At 68.6% G+C, this 20,464-nt stretch carries 12 protein-coding genes; 7 read left to right on the plus strand and 5 right to left on the minus strand.

The window, feature by feature from the left end; genetic code table 11:
* Positions 1-751 precede the first annotated feature (751 nt).
* Positions 752-2,305, plus strand: a complete 1,554-nt coding sequence (locus OEB96_RS20575) for a hypothetical protein (protein ID WP_266218071.1) — start codon at positions 752-754, stop codon at positions 2,303-2,305.
* Between the two features lie 129 nt (positions 2,306-2,434).
* Here the strand turns inward: OEB96_RS20575 and OEB96_RS20580 are convergent, their stop codons facing one another.
* The 3 genes from OEB96_RS20580 to OEB96_RS20590 all read right to left on the minus strand — a co-directional run bounded on the left by OEB96_RS20580 (position 2,435) and on the right by OEB96_RS20590 (position 6,033).
* Positions 2,435-3,316 carry a patatin-like phospholipase family protein gene (locus OEB96_RS20580; protein WP_266218072.1) on the minus strand — a complete coding sequence of 294 codons (882 nt, stop codon included), beginning with the start codon at positions 3,314-3,316 and terminating at the stop codon, positions 2,435-2,437.
* Positions 3,317-3,363: 47 nt separating this feature from the next.
* Positions 3,364-4,878, minus strand: a complete 1,515-nt coding sequence (locus OEB96_RS20585) for a gluzincin family metallopeptidase (protein WP_266218073.1) — start codon at positions 4,876-4,878, stop codon at positions 3,364-3,366.
* Positions 4,879-4,974: 96 nt separating this feature from the next.
* On the minus strand, positions 4,975-6,033 hold the full coding sequence (locus OEB96_RS20590) for a class I SAM-dependent methyltransferase (protein ID WP_266218074.1): 1,059 nt from the start codon (positions 6,031-6,033) through the stop codon (positions 4,975-4,977).
* A gap of 61 nt (positions 6,034-6,094) precedes the next feature.
* On the opposite strand from OEB96_RS20590, the gene OEB96_RS20595 reads away from it, so the two are divergent.
* Positions 6,095-7,024: a 3'-5' exonuclease gene (locus OEB96_RS20595; RefSeq protein ID WP_266218075.1), complete on the plus strand. Its 930-nt coding sequence runs from the start codon at positions 6,095-6,097 to the stop codon at positions 7,022-7,024.
* A 45-nt stretch (positions 7,025-7,069) separates the two neighbouring features.
* Positions 7,070-7,933 (plus strand): hypothetical protein, encoded by an 864-nt coding sequence (locus OEB96_RS20600; RefSeq protein ID WP_266218076.1) that lies wholly within the window; start codon positions 7,070-7,072, stop codon positions 7,931-7,933.
* 49 nt (positions 7,934-7,982) lie between these two features.
* Here the strand turns inward: OEB96_RS20600 and OEB96_RS20605 are convergent, their stop codons facing one another.
* A complete protein-coding gene (locus OEB96_RS20605) occupies positions 7,983-9,050 on the minus strand; it encodes a vWA domain-containing protein (protein ID WP_266218077.1) in 1,068 nt (355 codons plus the stop codon).
* A gap of 339 nt (positions 9,051-9,389) precedes the next feature.
* Here OEB96_RS20605 and OEB96_RS20610 point away from each other — a divergent pair, with 339 nt between their 5' ends.
* The 4 genes from OEB96_RS20610 (at position 9,390) to OEB96_RS20625 (ending at position 19,311) form a co-directional block, all read left to right on the plus strand.
* On the plus strand, positions 9,390-10,175 hold the full coding sequence (locus OEB96_RS20610; RefSeq protein WP_266218078.1) for a glycine zipper family protein: 786 nt from the start codon (positions 9,390-9,392) through the stop codon (positions 10,173-10,175).
* A 107-nt stretch (positions 10,176-10,282) separates the two neighbouring features.
* On the plus strand, positions 10,283-12,517 hold the full coding sequence (locus OEB96_RS20615) for a flotillin family protein (RefSeq protein WP_323137417.1): 2,235 nt from the start codon (positions 10,283-10,285) through the stop codon (positions 12,515-12,517).
* Between the two features lie 42 nt (positions 12,518-12,559).
* On the plus strand, positions 12,560-18,328 hold the full coding sequence (locus OEB96_RS20620; protein WP_266218079.1) for a DNA repair ATPase: 5,769 nt from the start codon (positions 12,560-12,562) through the stop codon (positions 18,326-18,328).
* Positions 18,329-18,393: 65 nt separating this feature from the next.
* Positions 18,394-19,311 carry a hypothetical protein gene (locus OEB96_RS20625; protein ID WP_266218080.1) on the plus strand — a complete coding sequence of 306 codons (918 nt, stop codon included), beginning with the start codon at positions 18,394-18,396 and terminating at the stop codon, positions 19,309-19,311.
* A 21-nt stretch (positions 19,312-19,332) separates the two neighbouring features.
* Here OEB96_RS20625 and OEB96_RS20630 read toward each other — a convergent pair whose 3' ends face one another.
* Positions 19,333-20,412 carry a zinc ribbon domain-containing protein gene (locus OEB96_RS20630; RefSeq protein WP_266218081.1) on the minus strand — a complete coding sequence of 360 codons (1,080 nt, stop codon included), beginning with the start codon at positions 20,410-20,412 and terminating at the stop codon, positions 19,333-19,335.
* Positions 20,413-20,464 lie beyond the last annotated feature (52 nt).

The following is a 20,464-nucleotide window of genomic DNA, read 5'->3' on the forward strand; positions in this document are numbered from 1 at the left end:
GGCTCATGGGAGAAACCGGTTGTCGACGCTGATCGCACCCATGAAAGATTGTGATGATGAGGCGCGATGTGCTGGTGTCGCTGACGTGGCTCATTGGATGTGCCTTTCCTTGTCGGTTCGACCAAGTACACGTGTGGCCTGTCTCTCCACAATCACGATGAGGAGCCCAGGGGTGCGACCTGACGTGGAGCGCTGTTTTGCAAGAACCCCTTATTCCTCGGCATCTACGGTCGAGGGGCGCTCGCGACACGTAGCGCAGGCGACGCTTGGCGAGCCCTACAGGAGCAGCCCGGGCATCACGCTCGGCCCGCCCTCGAAGGAGGAGCTGCGCAGCCGGACTGGGCGTGACGCCATCTTCGGCACCGGCACATCATCAATTTTCGAACGAGCACGTCTCCTCCACTCGACGCTCTAGCACCAGCACCACTCTCCGCCACACCGCGCTCTCGGGCCCGCTCGTGCCATCGGTGTGTGGCGGACGCCGCGTCGATCGAGCATCGATCGAGCGATGCGCTCGTTGGTGCGTGGGGGCCGCTTTGCGCCGGGGGCGAGGAGCACCGACCCGCGAGCGCCGCGGATCAGCGCGCTCGTGCCCCCGAGCTCCTCATTACCGTCGTCCTGGTGGGTCGCCGGAGGCGGGCGCCCTCGTCCTCGTCCTCTCGTGTATGCTCGTGGCCGTCGTGCGCGAGCGCGAGGAGGCCGAGCCCACATCCGAGGTGGCATCACCCTCGACCAGAGCGCGCCATTGGTCATGAATCGCTACAAGTACAGCAAGCAAAAGGGCGCGCTCCAGGAAGCGTCGCCGGCCGTGAGGGGGTCGGCGTCCGTCCCCGAGGACGAAGACAGCTACGTCGCGGCCCACGACAGCTCGGTATTCAGCCTGAGCGAGCTCGCCGCCCTCGCCGGGGAGGCGCCGGTTCGGGCTCAGGCCAACCGGTCGGGGCAGGCCCAAGCGCTGCGCCGACCCCTTCGCCGCGCCGGCGATGAATCTCTCTCGACCGCCTCACCCACCCGCTACTACGGCAGGGCCAGTATGTTCCGTTACACCATCGAAGAGGGTCAGAAGATGCTGGTCGAGCACTCCGACGGCACCATGACCGTGGCCGAAGGGCCTTGCAGGATCTGGCGCTGGGGCAAGCGGTTCAGCGCCATGGAACACCACATCGCCCATCCTGGCGAGTTCCTCATCGTGCGCTACCGCGATGGCCGCCAGGAGCATGTTCGCGGCCCAACCGACTTGTGGCTCGATGGCCGCAAGCACGCGTCGGTGAGCAAGGAAGAGCTGTTCCAGATCGCCGAGCGCGAGGCCATCGTGGTCTACGGCAAGAAGGCCGATGGCACCGTCGAGCGCCGCATCGTCATGGGTCCCGAAGACTTCATGCCCGAGCCCGGCGAATGGGTGCACACCTTCTCGTGGCACGGCTCCAAGCCCGGCCCCGACGGCATCCTGCACAAGATGCCCAACGGCCTGGTGTTCCAGAAGCTGTGGCTCTTGCCCGACCAGATGTACCACGACATTCCCGAAGTCCGCACCGCCGACGGTGCGGTCTTGACCATCCGTCTGATGCTCTTCTTCGAGCTCCATGACATCGAGAGGATGCTCATCACCACCCACGATCCCATCGGCGACTTCGTCAACGCGGCGACCTCCGATGTGGTCGAGTTCCTCAGCAAGCATGACTACGACTCGTTTCGGGACAATATCGACAAGCTCAACCTGATCGACACCTACAAGCAGCTCACCCGTCGGGCCGAGCAGTGCGGCTACCGCATCGGCAACATCGTGTACCGCGGCTATGGTGCCCCGCAGGCCTTGCAGCAGATGCACGAGCAGTCGCTGGAGTCGAAGACCCGCCTGAGCCTGCAGCGCGAGACCGAGAAGCAAGCGCAAGACCTCGAAGACTTCAAGCTCGAGCGAAACCTGGCCCGCTCGGTCAAGGCGCGCCAGGATCGCACGGCCAGCCAGAGTCAGGAGCTCGATCTGGCCCGACGCGAGCAGCAAGCCGAGCGGGAGCGGGTGCGGGCCGAGCGAGAGCTCATGCGAGGGCAGAAGGAAGAAGACGCCGCGTTCGAGCTCGAGCTCGAGCAAAAGCGGCAAGACGCCCGTCTCGCCATGTTTCGGACCCTGGCCGAGCTCGGCGTCGATCTCACCCAGTACCTCACGCAGAGTCGCTCCGATCAGATCATCGAGCTACGCGGCTCCGGCCAGGATGCGCATCTCCACCTCGGCCCGACGCCCGACCCCCCGCGCGGCAGGGATGGCACGGCCTCTTTGCGTCAGTCCGCCGCGGATCCCGATCGCTAGTGACCACGCTCCCCGCTCTCGGCGCAGGGGTCCTGGGGACCTGGGGACCTCGGGGGGCGTGTCGCTCCCCCCACGTGGGACGAGACGACTCCGCCCGCGCGCCCGTGCTTCCTCGGACGCCGCGGCCCGTCAGCGAACCAGGAACCGCCGCAGCGCGCGATCGTGGATGGTGGCCTCGCGCTCGCCCATCTCGATGGTCTGGTCGATCAGCTCCGGCCGGGTATAGTCCCAGACCTCCACGGGTACCTTGCGGGTGGGCGCAACGTAGAGCCGAGTGCCGTGCTCGCCCAGGCACGATGCAGGGTAGGGGCGCGTGAGCAGCACGAGGCTGCGGCGTATGCCATCCACGTGCTCGGCCGCCGATGCGGGGGCGTTGTCGACCAGCCCTCCGTCGAGCAGCGAGCGTCCGCCGAAGCGCCCAACGGGGGTGAACGGAGGCGTGGACGATGATGCGATGACCAGCGCGGCGAGCTCCTCGGCGCTCGTGCAGGTCCGGGCGTCGACGACGTGCGCCGAGAAGCCCAGGCGGCGACCCAGCACCGGATGCACGAAGTCCGGTCGCATGCGCTTCTCGAGGTTGTAGGCGGCAAAGCCCAGGACGGCCCCGACGCCGGTCGGAATCCCGGGAGGCGGGGACGCGGTGACGATCAGCACCGGAAACGGGGCGGCCTGGATGCGGGCGAGTCCGTCTTCGGCGTAGGCACACAGCAAGGTGTCGCGATAGATGGGACCGTGGGGCGTTGGCCGCTGGCCGCGAAGCAGACGAGCCCACTGGAAGTTTCGCTCGACGCCCTGCCGACGCGCTCGCCAGAACGCACGGGTCTGGGTCTCACGACCAGCCAACCACAGGGTCGCCACACAAGCACCCGCGCTGCAGGCCGCGATCGCGCCCAGCCGCGGCAGCAGTCGCTCACCCCAGTGATGGAGGAGGCCGAGCTGATAGAAGGCCCGGTTGCCGCCGCCGGCGAAGGTCACCGCCACGTCGCGGGGCGGGCTGGGGGCGTCGAGCATGGCGGGGAAGCATAGGGCATCACGCGCACCACGAGCCACGATGCTGGCTATCGGGTCGTCTGGCGGGTCGTCTGGCGCGTGGTCACCGGGGCCATGATCGACCGGCGGATCTCCGCGGCGGGGTGGTCGTCGTCGATCGTCACCTCGCCCTGCGGTCCCACGTGGACGCCCAGGCGGGCCATCGTGGTCTCGACGTCGGGGAAGTCTCGCTGCTCGAGCACGGCCTGTGCCGTCTCGGTGAACAGCGGACGGCCATGCCAGGCATCGAGGTGCTCGAGCAGCTCCCCGGCCGACCACTGCCGGGGCGCGTCGCCACAGCAGCGGCGAAGCTCCCGCATCGCGTCGTCGAGGCCCACGGTGCCCTGCGTGCGGAGCCTGAGCTCCACATCGGCCATGAACGCCACCGCGGCCCCTCCCCAGTACACGCGCTGGTACGCGCGGGTCTCGTGCATCCGGCGGCTGGTCTCGGCGAGCGTCGTGTCCACTTGCACCCTCCGACCGCGACCAAAGGCCTCGACCAGCTGCTGCCAGCCTTCGAGCTCGCCGCGGTGCCCGGCTCGGGTGCGCATGATCTCGGTGTAGTAGCTCACCCAACCCTCGGCCATCCAGGCCTCCCGGATGAACGGCATGCCGTGGTGGAGCATCTCGTGAACCGTGGTCCAGCCTCCGGGCAGCGCATCGGCCTCGGCCTCGTCATCGACGAACAGCAGCACGCTGGAGCCGCCGCCCCGGCTGGCCATGCCGAAGTACACCGTGCTCCCACCACCGCCTTCGACCGGAAACACGATGAGCTGGAGGCGCGGGCGCGGGAACCGGCCGTCGAACAGCATGGCGACCGTCTCGACTCCATCCTCCACCCAGCGACGAAGACCCTCGGGAGGACAGGCGATGGGCACGTCGATCGTGACGAGCTCCACGGATGCGCCCGCATGCTCGAAGCGATCGACCGCGAACTGCCCGAAGACCCCGTAGCCGAGCCACTCGAAGGCGGTACGGTCGAGCGCATAGGTCGTGTCGGCGGTGCCCCGGGGTCGGCCGTCGGCCGTGACCCATGGCACCGAGGCTTCCATGCCCTCGGGGAGGGTGAATCGCACGGTGCTGTCGAAGCGCTCCGGCAACGGGTCGGGTCGCCATAGCCAGGTGGTGGGGCGTGCCATGAGGCTTTGCCCCGTACGACCGACGGTTCGACCGGTGCCCACGTCGTTCTCGAGGCCCACGAAGTCCACCTCGTAGTCCACGCACGCGTCGTTGCTCGCGGAGCCGAGCCCATGGCCCAGACCTTCGCGGGGAAGGGCATCCCCGGTGGAGAGGCGCATGCCATGGGTGTGCGGGGCCGCGGCCTCGAGCGTGGGGACCAGCCTCGCGGGTGGCCTTCCGTCGAAGCACAGCCGGACACTGGCTCGCTCGAGCGAAGACTCGAGGCTCACGACGTAGTGCCACCCCGCGGGGCCGTCGCCCTCGAGCGGACCATGCTGCGGAGTGTCCGAGGCCTCGAGGTCGTGACGACATGCAAGCAGGGGGATCAACGCGAGCATCAGTCGCGGGGTTCTCGGGCCGGGCATGCGGGCGGCAAGGATCGCACGAGTCCGGGCGCGAGATGGAAGGAGTCGCGCATGCGCGCTGGCAACGGCCATCGCTCGTGCGTTCGGAGCACGGCCTCAGCGCGGTCGCTCCAGCACGGCGACGAGGTTGGCGCCACGTGCCCAGCCGGTACCGCTGAGGCTCTCGAGCAGGGGATCGAGCCGGTCGAGCCGCGAGAGTGCCGCCGTCACGGCCGCATGGCGCAGGCGACCGGCGCCCGGGGTGACACGCTGGGAGGCCACTCCAACGCCAGCATTCGATGGCTTGGCTCGGCGAGCGCCTCGAAGCGCACGCAGTCCCTCCGCGACGGTGTCGAGACCGGTCAGCAGCGAGGGAAACAGCAGCGTACGCGCTTGGGCCGCGCTCCACAGCGTGCGTACGCGAAGGTCGGCACGCTCGGCGAGGTCGGTCAGCGTTCGGCGCTCGAAGAAGCTCAGGTGGTCACCGAGCTCGAGCGGTCGGTATCGTGCCCCCCAGAGCGGCCTGGCGAGATCCTCCCAGTTGGGGACCTCCACGACCGCGAGCCCGTCCTCGCGGAGGTGGGAGGCGATCCAGCGCAGCGCCCCCACTGGATTGCGCAGGTGCTCGAGCACGTGCGTCATGGTGATCACGTCGAACCGCTCGTCCAGCGCCGTGCGCTCGTCGGGATCCTCGACGTCGATCGCATGGACGCGGTGTCCCGCGTCGATCGCGGCCGCGGCAGCCCCCGAGCGCTCGATGCCCACGGTCTGCCAGCCGGCCTCGCGCAAGAGGTCGAGCAGCATGCCCTGACCGCAGCCCACGTCGAGCGCCACGGCTCCCGAGGGCGCGGCGCACAGCTTGCCCCCGGTCAGGCGATCGTAGAGCGCGAGCGCTTGTCGCTTGCGCTCGCTCCCCGGACGCGGTGCCATCCCCGTGCTCGCGCCGAGCGAGGCCCGTGCGGCCCGATCCGTATAGTGCGCGTCGAGGAAGCGCGGAGCGTAGCCCGCGGTCGCATGCACCAGGCCACAACCGGCGCAGCGAACGACCGCGATCCCTCCGCGCTCGGGCCACACGGGGTTGCTCGGGGTGGCCTTGCTGCTGGCCCCACGACTGGTCCCACAACTGGGGCAATGGTCCACGGCGACGAGGGCAGGCGTGGTGGGCTCGGAGGGCACCGAGGGAGGCTACCATCGACGGGCCAGGCCTCGCCGCGTCGCCATGTCCACTACGCTCGCCATGCTCGATGTGCTCGTGGTCGATGGGCAGAGCACCGGGGCGAGCCCGGCCCACGGGCACCTGCTCGAGCTCGGGTGGGCCCGCACGCGGGCGAGCGCATCGGAGAGTGACCTCGAGGTTCACTCGCGGCTCCTCGCCCTGCCCGAGGGAGCCACGATTCCACGTCCCGTGATCCGGTTGACCGGCATCGAGCCACGGCTCCTCGCGGGAGCGGTCGAGCCCGCGCGAGCCTGGAGCGAGCTTCGAGCGGCGGCGACCTCCGAAGGAGTCTCGCATGCCGTGGTGATCCACTTCTCACGGTTCGAGCTGCCGTTCCTGCGGGGGCTCCACGAACATGCGGACCCCGGCGAGGACTTTCCGCTGAGGCCGCCATGGTGCACGCACGAGATCGCGCGTCGTCTGCTCCCGGGGCTGCCACGCCGCGGGCTGAGGGCGTTGGCCGGCTACTTCGGGTATGGCGTCGACGAACTCAAGCGAAGTGCCGAGCACGTCCGGGCAACCGCCTTCGTATGGCGTCACCTGGTGGGCTTGCTGCACGCCGAGCAAGGGGTGAGCACACCCGAGGCCCTCGAGCAATGGCTGTCTCGACCACCACCGCCTCGTGAGGCCAAGCGGTCGTATCCCATGCCACGTGCGCTGCGCTTGGCGCTGCCGGACGAGCCGGGCATGCGGCTGCTCGTGTTCGAGCGTGGCGTGGTGAGCGCGCGCGAGGATCGGCCGTCGGGGACCCGCAGTCCGCTGCCGCCGGGATGGACTCGTCCGCTGCACGAGCGCCGGCTCCAGATCGATGCGGCGACCTTCGATCGCCTGCGCACCCTCACGACGGAAGTGCGCCGAGTGGCTGCGGACGGGCGAATCGTCGAGCTGGTGCTCGGACCTCGTCGTCGGCTGCGCGGGGATCGGCTGCAACGCGCGCTGGCGTGGGTCTGAGCGTTCGACTCCCCCCGGGGAGTGCCCTATCCTCACGCGTGGAGCATGCGAGCCGCTGCGTGGATGATCGTCTTGTCCGCCTGCGCGTCGGACCTGCCAGCTCCGGTGGTGGACTCCGACGGGAGCAGCACGGGTGAGCCCGTGTGCACCCCCGACGAGCAGCTCGGACTTTACGAGCGACGGATCGCTCCGCTGCTCGAGGACGATCGCCCCAGCACCTGCAACCAGTGCCATCTGGCCGGCATCGACCTCGCGGTGTACTTGCAGCCGACCCCCTGTGAAACCATGGCGTGCATGGTGGAGCAGGGGATCGTCGACCTGAGCGCTCCGGCCCACAGCGTGGTGCTCACATGGATCGACCGCGCGACCCCATCGGGCGGCATCACCGAGGACACCATCGCGGCCGAGCGCGAAGCCATGCTCGAGTGGATCGAGCTGGTGGCGGCCTGCGAGGGCCGGCTGTGCGAACCAGTGGACGAGCCCTGCGGACGCCCGCCCGACGCGACCGATTGCGAGATTCCGCCGGTGATCGACGAGCCGATGTCGCTCGACGACCCGGGCGACTGCTCGGATCTCACGCTCGAGCTGGTGTGGCGGGAGAAGGTCTATTCGTGGCGAGGACGCTGTTTCCCCTGCCACTTCGACTCGCACGACGAAGTCTTCGACGCCGCTCCTCCCTTCATTCGTACGGGGGATTGCAACATCGGCTCGCTGCGAACCCTGCACGAGGTCGAGCGAGCCGGCTACCTCGACGCGGACGAGCCCATGCAGAGCCTCTTGCTGCTCAAGCCCCTCGACGAAGCGCTCGGCGGGGTCGAGCACGGCGGAGGCCCCAAGCTTCACGCGCTCGACGATCCGACCTACCTCGACTTGGCCTACTTCGCCCAGCGCTGGGCCGAGTGCCAGTAGGGCGGTCCGAGCCGGACTCGCTCGGCCGGACTCGCTCGGCCGGACTCGATCATCCGGGCGGCGTGAAGCCGGCACAGGTCGCGTCGATGGTGTCGATGGTCTCGGCCAAGACCTGGGAGTAGTCGCCCGCGCACACGCTAGCCAGCACCCCCCGCTCGCCGAAGCTCTCGACCAGCTCGATGGCGTTGTCGTTGATGGCCATGCAGCCGTAGCCCGGGCAACACCACGGGCACACGCAGGAGGTGTCGTCCCACGACACCACGCCGATCATCACGATGGACTCCTCCACGCCGCCCTTGGCCTCGACGATGGCATCGTGCAGGGGCATGGTGTCGATGAGGGGCCATGCATCGTCGGGCGTGTCGGGAAACGGCGGGTCGTCGGAGACGATCACGACCACGAGCACCGCATCGGGGCGCAAGAAGCCCTCGTTGCAGCCGCCGACCCCCACGAGCTCGGTCTGCAGCGCCTGCACCGTGGCCGACAGCGGTAGCTCGTTTCCCGAGCCCTCGGTACCCACCCGGCCCACGCAATTGAACGCGGCGGCCAGGCTGTCCTGGTTGGTGAAGAAGCGCTTGCCGCCCACGAACGGGGTGCACACGGCCTGGCTCGAGTTCGCGCCACCGGTCTGCGTGACGAGGGCGCCCAGCTGCTGGCATCCCGGGGCATTGAACGCGTAGGCGTCGCTGGTCACGACGCCCACGTGCACGCTGTCGAGCTCGTCGAGCGACCCCAAGATCGCATCGATGAACCCGGGAAAGCTGGCGAGGAGCTGTTGTTGGTGCTCCTGCATCGACCCCGAATTGTCGATGACGAACAGGAAGTCGGCCTTGCGACACCCCTGCTCGGGGGGAACATCGTTCGCGGCCACGTCGAAGATGAGGGTCCCGGTCGTGCCGTCGGTGGCGTCGGACGTGGTGGTCGTGCCCCCGGGGCCCGTACTCGTGGTGCCGTCGACCGTGGTCGTGGTCTCGACTGCACCCGACGAGCTCGCAAAACCCGAGGAGACGGCCTCTTCCGGTCGGTAGGGGTTCGAGCACGCGGCTCCGAGGCAGGCCCCGAGAATCATGGTGGCCGCGAAGACCAGCATCTCGGGACGAGCGCGACCGCGCGGCATGGTGGCAGCATGGCATGGCTCACGGAACCGCGCATCGGGAACGTGAGCCGCGGCGCGCAACCAGGTTTGTGACGGTTTGCGACGGTTTGCGACGGTTTGCGACGGCTTGGGACACCGTCCTCGGCCACACGCGGCTGGCGGAGCAGCCCACCGGGCGTGAAGCGCCGTAGGATTGGAAATACCCAGCGGGCTCGCTGAGGTACGTCGGCCAGCGAATCGAGGTCCCCGACGGTGGCAGCTCGGCAGATCTTCTGCGAAGCTTGGCCGCCCGGCGATCGGCCGCTCTTGGCCGTTGCCGCCCCCGCCGGTCCTTCGTCTCGCCCCCGGTCGAAAGCCCCGATGGAAGAGTTCCTTGCCGCCAGCCTGAGCTACCCCACCGTCATCTTCACCGGCCTGCTGTTGGTCGTGTTCGCCTACTGGGCGATGGTGATCGTGGGTGCCCTGGGCATCGACGTGCTGGACGTGGACATCGATGGCGCGTCCGAGGGCGCCGTCGAGGGGATGGCCGAGGGTGCCGCCGAGGGGGTGGCCGAGGGCGCGATCGAGGGGGCCGCCGAGGGGGCGGCCGAGGGCGCCGCCGAAGGGATGGCCGAGGGCGCCAGCGAGGGCCTGGCCGAGGGCGCCAGCGAAGGGGCCGGCGTCGGGCTCTTTGCCGGCATCTTCCATGCCCTCAAGCTGCGCTCGATTCCCCTGACCCTCGTGCTGTCGCTGGTGATCCTGGTCAGCTGGGTGCTGTGTTGGCTGGGGACCCGCTATCTCATGTTCGGCATGAAGCTGGGACCCGAGTGGCTCATTGGCACCGCCCTGCTCGCCACCTCGATCATCGTGGCCTTCCCGATCACGTCGGTGCTGGTGCGGCCGCTGGCCCACGCGCTCAAGGTCGAGAAGTCCGTGTCGCGCCGCGACCTCGTGGGCAAGATCGTGCGCATCGACACCAGTCGCGTGGACCAGCGCTTTGGCATGGCCAAGGCCGATGACGGTGGGGCGGGCCTCATCGTCCAGGTCCGATGCGACATGGAGGCCAACGGCCTGCGCCGCGGATCCAGCGCGCTGGTCGTGGCCTACGACCCCAAGCGCGAGGTCTACGAGGTCGCGCCGTACGACGACGAGGACGTCTCGGCGTAGCCACGCTGGCGCTCATCCACTCCCCATGCCCACGTCCAACGCTTCCCCCTGGCTCGACCACGACGGTCCGAGCCCGTTTCCCAACCCCATGCAACGAGGTCGTTCCAATGTCTGACCAGTCCCTGCTGGCCACGGGTACGCTGCTCGCGGAGCCGCTCGACACCTCCAACCTGATCATGGTTGGCGTCGTCGGCGTCTTCGCCGTGCTGGTGCTGCTCGGCGGCGTCTTCCTCTACACCAAGCTCTACCGCAAGGTGGATCAGGGCCGCGCGCTCATCGTCAACAAGATGAGCAAGGTCGAGGTCTACTTCGGCGGCGCCATGGTCTACCCCGTGATCCATCGCGCCGAGGTCATGGACATCTCGGTCAAGACCATCGAGATCGCACGGACGGGCAAGGAGGGCCTCATCTGCAAGGACAACATCCGCGCGGACATCAAGGTCACCTTCTTCGTACGGGTCAACAAGACCCAGGAAGACGTGCTGAAGGTCGCGCAGGCCATCGGCACCGCCCGTGCATCCAACCAGGACACGCTCGAGGAGCTGTTCAACGCCAAGTTCTCCGAGGCGCTCAAGACGGTGGGCAAGGCGCTCGACTTCGAGGAGCTCTACACCCGGCGTCACGACTTCAAGGAGCAGATCCTCGAGCAGATCGGCGAGGACCTCAACGGCTACGTGCTCGATGACGCCGCCATCGACTACCTCGAGCAGACGCCGGTGCTGAACCTCGATCCCAAGAACGTGCTCGATGCCCGCGGTATCCTCAAGATCACCGAGATCACCGCGGCCCAGGCGGTCAAGACCAACGAGATCCAGCGCGAGGAGCAAAAGGCCATCCGCAAGAAGGACGTGGAGGCCAAGGAGGCCATCCTCGAGCTCGATCGCCAGCAGGCCGACGCCGAGGCCAAGCAGGCCCGCGAGATCGCGTCGGTGCAGGCCCGCGAGCAGGCCGAGACCATGAAGGTCCAGGCCGAGGAGCGCAAGAAGGCCGAGCTCGCGCGCATCAAGCTCGAGGAAGAGGTCGCGATCAACGAGGAGAACAAGCGCCGTCAGATCGAGGTGGCGCAGAAGAACCGCGAGCGCGTGGTGGCGGTGGAGCAAGAGCGCGTGCTCAAGGACCAGCACCTCGAGGCCATCGGTCGCGAGCGCGAGGTCGAGCTCAAGCGCATCGCCAAGGAGAAGGCGCTCGAGGTCGAGAAGAAGGAGATCGCCGACGTGATCCGCTCGCGCGTCGCGGTGGACAAGACCGTGGCCGAGGAAGAGGAGCGCATCAAGGATCTGCGGGTGGTCGCGGCGGCCAAGCGCGCCAAGGAAGCCAAGGTCATCGACGCCGAGGCCGAGGCGCAGGAGCGGCTGGTCAAGGACATCAAGAAGGCCGAGGCGCAGGAGCAGGCGGCCAAGCACCTGGCCAAGGAGAAGCTCACCATGGCCGAGGCTTCGCTCGAGGCCTCGGAGAAGGAGGCACGTGCCAAGATCCGGCTCGCCGAGGGCGTCCAGGCCGAGGTGGCCGCGCCGGGGCTGGCCGAGGTCAAGGTGCGCGAGGCCGAGGCCATCGCGATCGAGAAGCAGGGCGATGCCAAGGCGCGCGTGACCCTGGGCCAGATGAAGGCCGAGGCGGAGGGGCGCGAGTCGCAGGGCCTGGCCGAGGTCCGGATCAAGGAGGCCACGGCCGAGGCGATCGCCAAGACCGGCCGGGCGGAGGCCGAGGCCAAGCGCGAGCTCATGCTCGCCGAGGCCACGGGCTCGGAGCAGCAGGGCATGGCCAAGGCCAAGGTCAAGGAGGCCGATGCGGTCGCGACCGAGAAGATGGGCCAGGCCAAGGCGGTGGAGATCCGCGAGAAGCTGCTGGCCGAGGCGCAGGGTCTCGAGCAGAAGGCCGAGGCCATGAAGAAGCTCGACGAGCGCTCGCGGGAGCACGAGGAGTACCGCCTGCGCCTCGAGAAGATGGTGGAGGTCGAGATGGCTGCCCTCGGGGTGCGCCGCGACGTGGCCAAGGCCCAGGCCGAGGTGCTCGGTGCGGCCATGAGCACGGCCAAGATCAACATCGTGGGCGGCGACGGTCAGTTCTTCGACCAGTTCATCCGCGCGGTCTCGCTCGGCCAGGCCCTCGACGGGGTGGTCCACAATTCCGACACGGCGCGCAAGCTGATGTCGGGCTACCTCGAGGGCGACAGGAGCCTCACCGACGACATCAAGGAGGTGCTCTCCTCGGTGGACTCGGAGAGCATCAAGAACCTGAGCGTCTCGGCCGCCCTGCACAAGGTGATGGGACAGCTCGGGGAGGGACAGCGCGGCAAGGTGCAGACCCTGCTCGCACGCGCGAAGGAACTGGGGCTCGAGTAGCCCCGCGGGGCACGCGAGGCACGCGAGGAGGCCGAGACGACGATGGCGGACGCGAACGACACTCAGGCAGGTCGGGCGGCGGAGGAGCAGGGCTCCGCCGCGGAGATCGAGGGAGGAAGCTACGAGGTCATTCGCGCCCGCCTCGTCGAGCAGGCCAAGGAGCTCGGCAAGCGCACGGAGGTGCTCAACGAGCGCCGGCAAGAGGTGTTTGGCGGCACCGAGCTCACGGTCGTCGCCAACGAGCGGGTCCGAACCGAGAACAACTGTACCCCTCGCGACATCGTGCAGGTGGGGGGGCGCCTGTTGTTCGGCTACAACGTGTTCCTCGGGCTGAAGACCGAGACGGCGATCGAGGACGTCTTCAGCCTGCACCGCTTCGAGCCCAAGGACGACGGCACCGTCGACCTGTCGTCGATCCCGGTGGCGGAGGGGGGCGAGGGCTTCCTCGCTCACCCCACCTTCGTGGACCACTTCCACGAGCTCTATCGCTTCTACAAGGACTCCAAGCTGATCCAGCTCTCGCGAAGCGAGACCAAGCTGCTGGCGGCGTGGCAGATCGGCGGCGAGGTCAGCGACGTCAGGGTCGCGCGCTGGACCCTTCGGCCGGACGGTGGCGTCGAGTACGTCGACAATCGCGGCGAGCGCGACTACGAGTTCCCACCCCAGCGCGACTTCGAGTGGATCACGCTCACCCGCGAGGACCAAGTCCAGGGCGAGTACCCCCACGTCTCGATTCGCAACAAGGTGTTCGTGGAGACCACGGGCGGCGACCTGACCGTCAAGGTCGAGAACAACACCGCCACCGGCAAGGGCATCTACGCCGAGCCCGTCGACGACGGCTACCAGACCCTCGACGACGCGGTGTTCCAGTTCCGCGAGGTGGGCCCGCTCATCCTCATGCGGATTCGCCCGTATCGCGAGGAGCAGTGGCGTCATCTGGTGTTCTCCGCGCGAACCGAGGAGGTCGTGCGCATCGACGCGATCGGCCAGGCCTGCCGGAGCCTCCCGGAGGACCACGGGATCATCTTTCCCGGCGGCTACTTCCTGCAGGACGGTCAGTACAAGGTCTTCGACGGCAACTACTCCGCCTACGAGTTCCATCGGGCCGTGCGCTCGCCCAACGGCGAGGACGTGCTCTACGTGTTCCACGAGCGGCGTGATGGCCTGTACGCGCTGTTTCCCTACAACCTCATCCGTCGCGAGGTCGGCACCCCGATCCAGTGCTCGGGCTACAGCCTGTTCCCCGACGGCAAGATGGTGGTGTTCCGCTACGACTCCGACGAGCCCACCCGGGTCCATCCCATGCAGGTGTGGCAGACCCCGTTCGTCTCCGACGAGCACGCGGCCGCGGCTCCCGAGGTCGGCGGCTTCCTCGGCAAGGTGGGCAACGCGGAGCTCGTTCGCGGGATCTCGGACTGCCTGAGCGTTCGCCGCTTCATCATCGATCAGAAGCCCTCGCGCCAGGTCTACGAGGACCTCATCTCCAACTGCACGCGGATCATCGATGCCTACTACTGGATCGGTGACCAGGCCGATGTCGGCGACCTGCGCACGGTCCTCACCGAGATCCGCGACACCGCGGAGCTGGTGGTCGACGAGTTCGAAAAGGTCGTTGCCATCAAGAAGAAGGCGACCGAGGCGCTGGCCGAGGCCGCGGCGGCACAGGAGAAGCTGATCCGTGGCCTGCGTCCCGACTCGTGGACGCTGGTCGAGGAGTTCATGGGAGGCCTGACCGCGCTGCGTACCCAGCGGGGTCACCTCATCACCCTTCGAGAGCTGCGCTACATGGACCTGCCGAGGGTCCAGGAGCTCGAGGACGAGGTCGTGCGCAGCTTCGACGCGCTGTCGCGATCGACCGTCGACTTCCTGCTGCGCGATGATGCACTGATCCCGCTGACCGGCAAGCTCGAGGAGCTGCTCCAGCGAGCCGGCGAGATCGAGAAGGCCCACGAGCTCCAGCCGGTGGTGGAGGACCTCGAGCAGGTCAGCGAGGGGCTGGGGGTGCTCAGCGAGGTCTCCGCCAACCTCCAGGTCGACGATCCCACCGCGCGCACCCGCATCCTCGAGGGGATCTCGGAGGTGTTTGCCCACCTCAATCGGGTCCGGGCGACGATCGACAACCGCCGCAAGAGCCTGATGTCCGCGGAGGGCAAGGCCGAGTTCGCGGCGCAGTTCAACCTGCTGGGGCAGGCGGTCACGTCGGCCATCGGCATGGCCGACACCCCCGAGAAGTGCGACGAGCAGCTCTCGCGCTTGATGGTCCAGCTCGAGGAACTCGAGGCCAAGTTCTCGGAGTTCGACGAGTTCCTCGGCCAGATCTCGAGCAAGCGCGAGGAGATCTACGAGGCGTTCGGCAACAAGAAGCAGCAGCTGCTCGACGAGCGCCAGCGGCGGGTCCAGAACCTGTGGCAGGCGGCCGAGCGCATCCTGCAAGGCGTCAATCGGCGGGCGCGAACCTTCAAGGATGCCGACGAGCTCAACGCCTACTTCGCGTCGGATGCGATGGTGCTCAAGCTCCGCGATCTCGTGGAGCGGATCCTCGGGCTGGGCGACAGCGTCAAGGCCGACGAGGTCCAGGCGCAGATCAAGACCGCTCGCCAGGACGCGCTGCGAGGCCTGCGCGACCGCCAGGATCTGTTCGAGGAGGGGGCCAAGCTCATCAAGCTCGGGCGGCATCGCTTCTCGGTCAACACCCAGTCGCTGGAGCTCGGCATCCTTCCCCATGGCGATGGCATGGCGCTGTCGCTCTCGGGGACGGACTTCCTCGAGCCCATCACGGACGAGCAATTCGCGGTCACGCGACCGTACTGGTCGCAGCAGCTGCCGTCGGAGACCCCGGAGGTCTATCGGGGAGAATTCCTGGCGGCGAGCATCGTGTTCGACGCCGAGGCAGGGCGCTCCGGGCTCACCGTCGAGCGGCTGCGCGATGCCGAGCGGGCCGAGGGCGGCCTGTTCGTGCTCGTGCGCAAGTACGCCGCCGAGCGCTATCAAGACGGCTACGAGCGCGGGGTCCACGATCACGATGGCGCGCTGATCCTCGAGAAGATCATGGCGCTCTACACGGTGGCGGGGCTCCTGCGCTTCGGCCCCAGCACGCGAGCCCTCGCGTGCCTGTTCTGGGCGGTGCGGATGGACGAGCGCAAGATCGGCTGGCATCGCCGCGCGCAGAGCCTGCACCGCTTGCGGCAGGCGTTCGGGGCCGGCTCGTCCGGCGACCGCTTGATCGACGAGCTCCGGGACGCGATCGCCGAGTTCATCGGAGACTTCCGCCTCGACTTCGATCCGAGCCTGGCCGAGGCCTCGGCGCGCTACCTGTGCGAGGAGCTGGCCGCGACGCGTCCGCAATTCACCACCAGCGCCGAGGCTCAGCGGCTACGCGACACGCTCATCGAGCACCTCGACGTGGCGGCCATGCGCCACGAGTTCGAAGAGGACCTTCGTGCGCTCGACGACGACGTGGGCGCTCGGGTGGCGCTCTCGCGGGTGTGGCTCGAGGGGCTGGTGGCCAGCGCCAGCGATCCAGCGCTGCAGGAGCTTCGCCCCTCGATCACCGAGGCGGCGGTGGTCCTGGCGCTCGGCCACGAGCTCCCGCGGCAGAGCAATTCGGCGCTGACCTCCGCCGTGGTGGAGGGCCTGCTCGGGCAGCACGCGAGGATCCAGGAGCAGAAGCTCCCCCTGCGGCTCGACGAGTTCATCGAGCGGCTCGGCCGCTTCGCACGCGAGCGGGTTCCGGGCTACCTCGCCTATCGCCAGGCGCGGCAGGAGCTGCTCGAGCGCGAGCGCAGGCGGCTGCGGCTCGACGAGTTCATGCCCCGGGTGCTCAGCTCGTTCGTCCGCAACAAGCTGATCAACGAGGTCTACCTCCCCCTCATCGGCGACAACCTGGCCAAGCAGCTCGGCGCGGCCGGCGAGGGCAAGCGCACCGATCTCATGGGCTTGCTGCTGCTGATCTCGCCACCCGGCTACGGCAAGACCACGTTGATGGAGTACGTGGCCAGTCGCCTGGGGCTGGTGTTCATGAAGGTCAACGGCCCCTCGCTGGGGCACGAGGTGCACTCGCTCGATCCCGCCGAGGCTCCCAATGCCACGGCGCGGCAGGAGGTGGAGAAGATCAACCTCGCCTTCGAGATGGGCAACAACGTGATGCTCTATCTCGACGACATCCAGCACACGCACCCCGAGCTGCTGCAGAAGTTCATCTCGCTGTGTGATGCCCAGCGACGCATCGAGGGCGTGTGGAAGGGCCGAACCCGCACCTACGACCTGCGCGGCAAGAAGTTCTGCGTGGTCATGGCGGGCAACCCGTACACGGAGAGTGGCGACAAGTTCACGATCCCGGACATGCTGGCCAACCGCGCCGACACCTACAACCTGGGGGACATCCTCGGCGGCAAGGAGGAGCAGTTCGCGCTCAGCTACATCGAGAACGCCATCACCTCCAACGCCGTGCTCGCCCCGCTGGCCACCCGCGATCAGGCGGACATCTACAAGCTCGTGCGCATGGCCCAGGGCGAGGAGGTCCCGAGCACGGATCTCGGTCATGGCTACTCGGGGGTGGAGCTGCAGGAGATCGTGACGGTGCTCAAGCACTTGTTCCGCGTGCAGGAGGTGCTCTTGCAGGTCAACTTGCAGTACATCGCCTCGGCGTCGATGGACGACGCCTACCGCAACGAGCCGCCGTTCAAGCTGCAGGGCAGCTACCGCAACATGAACAAGCTGGCCGAGAAGGTGGTGCCGGCGATGAACCAGCGCGAGCTCGAGGCGCTCATCGAGGACCACTACATCGGCGAGTCGCAGACGCTCACCACCGGCGCCGAGCAGAACCTCTTGAAGCTCGGCGAGCTCCGCGGCGCGATGAGCGACGAGCAGCGCAAGCGCTGGGAGGAGATCAAGAAGGAGTTCAAGAAGCAGCGGGTGCTCGGCGGCGCGGAGGACGATCCGGTGGTTCGCATCACGGCGCAGCTGTCCACGCTGGGGGAGCGTCTCGAGGGGATCCAGGGGGCCGTCGGCAGCGGCGAGCACCTGGCGCGGCTCGGCAGCGGGCTCGAGGCGATCCGGCAGGCGATGGGGCAGGGGCAGGCGCAAGCACAGGCCCTGTCGGGGGTCGTGGAGCGGCTCGATGGGATCCAGCAGGTGCTGTCGGAGCTGGGCAGCAGCGATGCGGTGGCCGAGCGGATCGAGACGCTCACGGCCACGCTGCGACAGGCCAGCGCGGGGCTGAAGGCGCCCGCGGCGGTGCCTGCTCCGGCGCTGCCGGCCGCGCGCAGCAGCGGTACCGACGACGCGGTGGTGCAGGTGCTCGGTGGCTACCTGCAGCGGCTCGAGCAAGCGCTCGGGACCCTCGCGCGACCGCAGCTCCAGGTGCGCGTGGATCCTCCGCCCGGAATCGAGGAGCTGCTCGCGCAGCAGATCGCGATCATCGAGCGCACGCTGGTGCCGCTCGTGCGCACGACCAACCAGCAGCTGGTGAGCCCCACCAAGGTCGACGAGCGCGTGGCCGAGCTGCTCGAGCTGCTGCGGGGGGTCGACGAGCAGATGCGGCGAGGGGTGCCCGTGGCGGCGGCGCTGCCCAAGGGCGGCGGAGGCAAGGGCGGCGGGGGAGGGGCCGCGTCGGGCCCGGCTCGTGGCGGCAGCACGAAGCTCACGCCTCCGGCCGTGGGGGGGCGAGGTGTCGCGGGAGCGAGCGACGACGCCAGTCTTGGCTACTGGCCGGCTCCCCGGACGTCGACCGAGCCTCCTGCGTCGGCGGCCGACGGCCAACCAGAACAATGGCGACCTCCGCCGCGATTTCGCCCGCCTTCGGGGGGCTAGGATCCCGCGCCACGCGTACTCTTGGTTTGACCCGCTCGGGTCGCCACGGATACGCTCTGGCTTCGATGCTGCTCGGTGCCTCGTCGTTGGTCGTTGCCGGCTTGCTGGCGTTCCATCCCTTCGGCTCGGCGCTGGCGGGGTCGGCGGGACCCCAGCCCGATCCGAGCTGGAACGAGGCTGAACCGACGGAGGCCGAGACCACCGAGGCCGAGCCCACCGACGACGTGGGCGATCCCGCCGATGCGCTGGCGCCGGCACCCGAGCCGAGCACCGAGCCCGCCGAGCCCACAGCCGAGTCCGCCGAGCCGGGTGTGGTGCCACCGGCGGTGGGACTCATGCCCGTCATGCGACCGGAGCCGAGCAAGGGCATCGGGTTGATGGTCGGTGCCGGCGTGACGGGAGGGCTGGCGTGGCTCACGGTGTTCGGGCGCCTGGCTGCGATCGATCGCTGTCAGGACGCGGTGGGCACGGCGGTGATCGGCGGAGGCGGTGCCTTCAATGCGTTCGGCGAGTGCCTGCGCAGCGCGGGCTCGATGTTCGGGCTCACCTTGTTGGGGTACGGGCTCAACTCGGCCACCTACGGGCTCGCGCCGGCGGCCGGAGCGGTGCGTGGCAAGTACGACGGCGTGCGGGCGGCCTGGGATGGAGCACCGGAGCGCAATGCCCCGGTGCTGGTGGGGGTGGGCGCGGGCTTGCTGGGCGCGGGCGTGGTGGGTCGCCTCGCCACCATCGTGGTGTTCTGGCGGCAGCTGAACATCGAGCGACTGTTCGGCAAGTATCCGCTCACGGCCCACTTCGTGCTGGCCCAGCTGTCCGCGGCGTCGATCCAGGGCGGTGCGGGGATGCTGTCGTACGGGCTGACGTACAAGAAGCACCGCAAGTCCCAGGACGATCTTCGCAAGGCCGCCGGCATCGCGCAGCTACGGCTGGCTCCGCAGCTCGGCTGGGACTACACCGGCCTCAGCCTCAACGGTCGCTTCTAGCCACGCGTCCTCGGCCGGGCGTCACGGTGCCGGTTGCAGCGAGTCGCAATCGATCCCGTCGCCCACCACGCCGACCTTCACCATGAAGCGCGAGCCCACCTCGGCGCCATCCCATCGCGCGCGCTCGACCTCGCACTCGTCGGCCTGCCCCTCTTCCTTGCGCAGCAGGCGGAGCCAGTAGGTCTCCACGCGCTTGCCTTCGCGCTCGCAGCCCTTGCAGGTGCCGGGCTTGCTCAGGGTGACGGCGGGCCAGGCGGGCTCGGGATCCTTGCTCTGCCCCTCGGCCTTCTCGGTGCGCCGCACGGCCCACTTCTCGATCTCGAAGTAGCACTTCTGATCGTAGACGGGCTCTTCGCGGTACTTGGGCTTGCACTCCTGGACCTCCTTGAAGGTGCCGTCGCGGTTGTCCTTGCGCTTCTTGACGCACTCCTCGCCGTCCTGGACCTTCTTGGTCGAGCGCTGCTCCTTGCGGCGTGACACGTTGCGGGCCTTGCGGGGCATCTGGTCGCACCACTCCGAGTCGCGAACGTCGTCGAAGACCTCGATGTCGATGGTGCGAGCCCAGCGGTGGCCCTCGACCTCGACCGCGGCCTCGCGCTTCCAGAAGAACAGCACGAACACGATGATGCCGAGCAAGAGCACCCCGCCGCCGACGATGAGACCGATCTTGAGGCCCCTGGACATGCCAGGGGCGGCGGGCTTGGCTCGGGCTTGCTGGGCTTGGGCGTCGCGTCGCGCACGGGCCTCGGCGCGTGCGTCCTTGACGGACTCGCCCGAGAAGCCCTGACCGTGCGCGGCCTGCTGCTCGGTCCGAGCGGCTGCTTGCTTGGCGTCGGAGCCCAGCGGCGAGCCACAGCCCACGCAGAACTGGGCCGTGCCGGCGTTGGCCGTGGTGCAGGCCGGGCAGATCAGGTCGGCGCCCTGATACACGTGGTTCTGCACCGCGATCTTGTCCTCGTCGCTCGGGTAGTAGCGAGCCGAGGGATCCTGGGGGGACCCGCAGGCGGGGCAGTGGCGGTGCTGGATGCCCAGCAGCTTGGGCGTGCCGCAGGCGGAACAGTCCCACAGCATCTCGAAGGTGCCGAGCTCTCGTTCGTGCATCGCGGCCGCATCGTACCAAGGCACCGTCGAGGTGGCGATCGACGGGCGGCGC

Origin of the sequence: Paraliomyxa miuraensis, from assembly GCF_026337845.1 — a bacterium.
Taxonomy (GTDB): Bacteria; Myxococcota_A; Polyangia; order Nannocystales; family Nannocystaceae; genus Paraliomyxa; species Paraliomyxa miuraensis.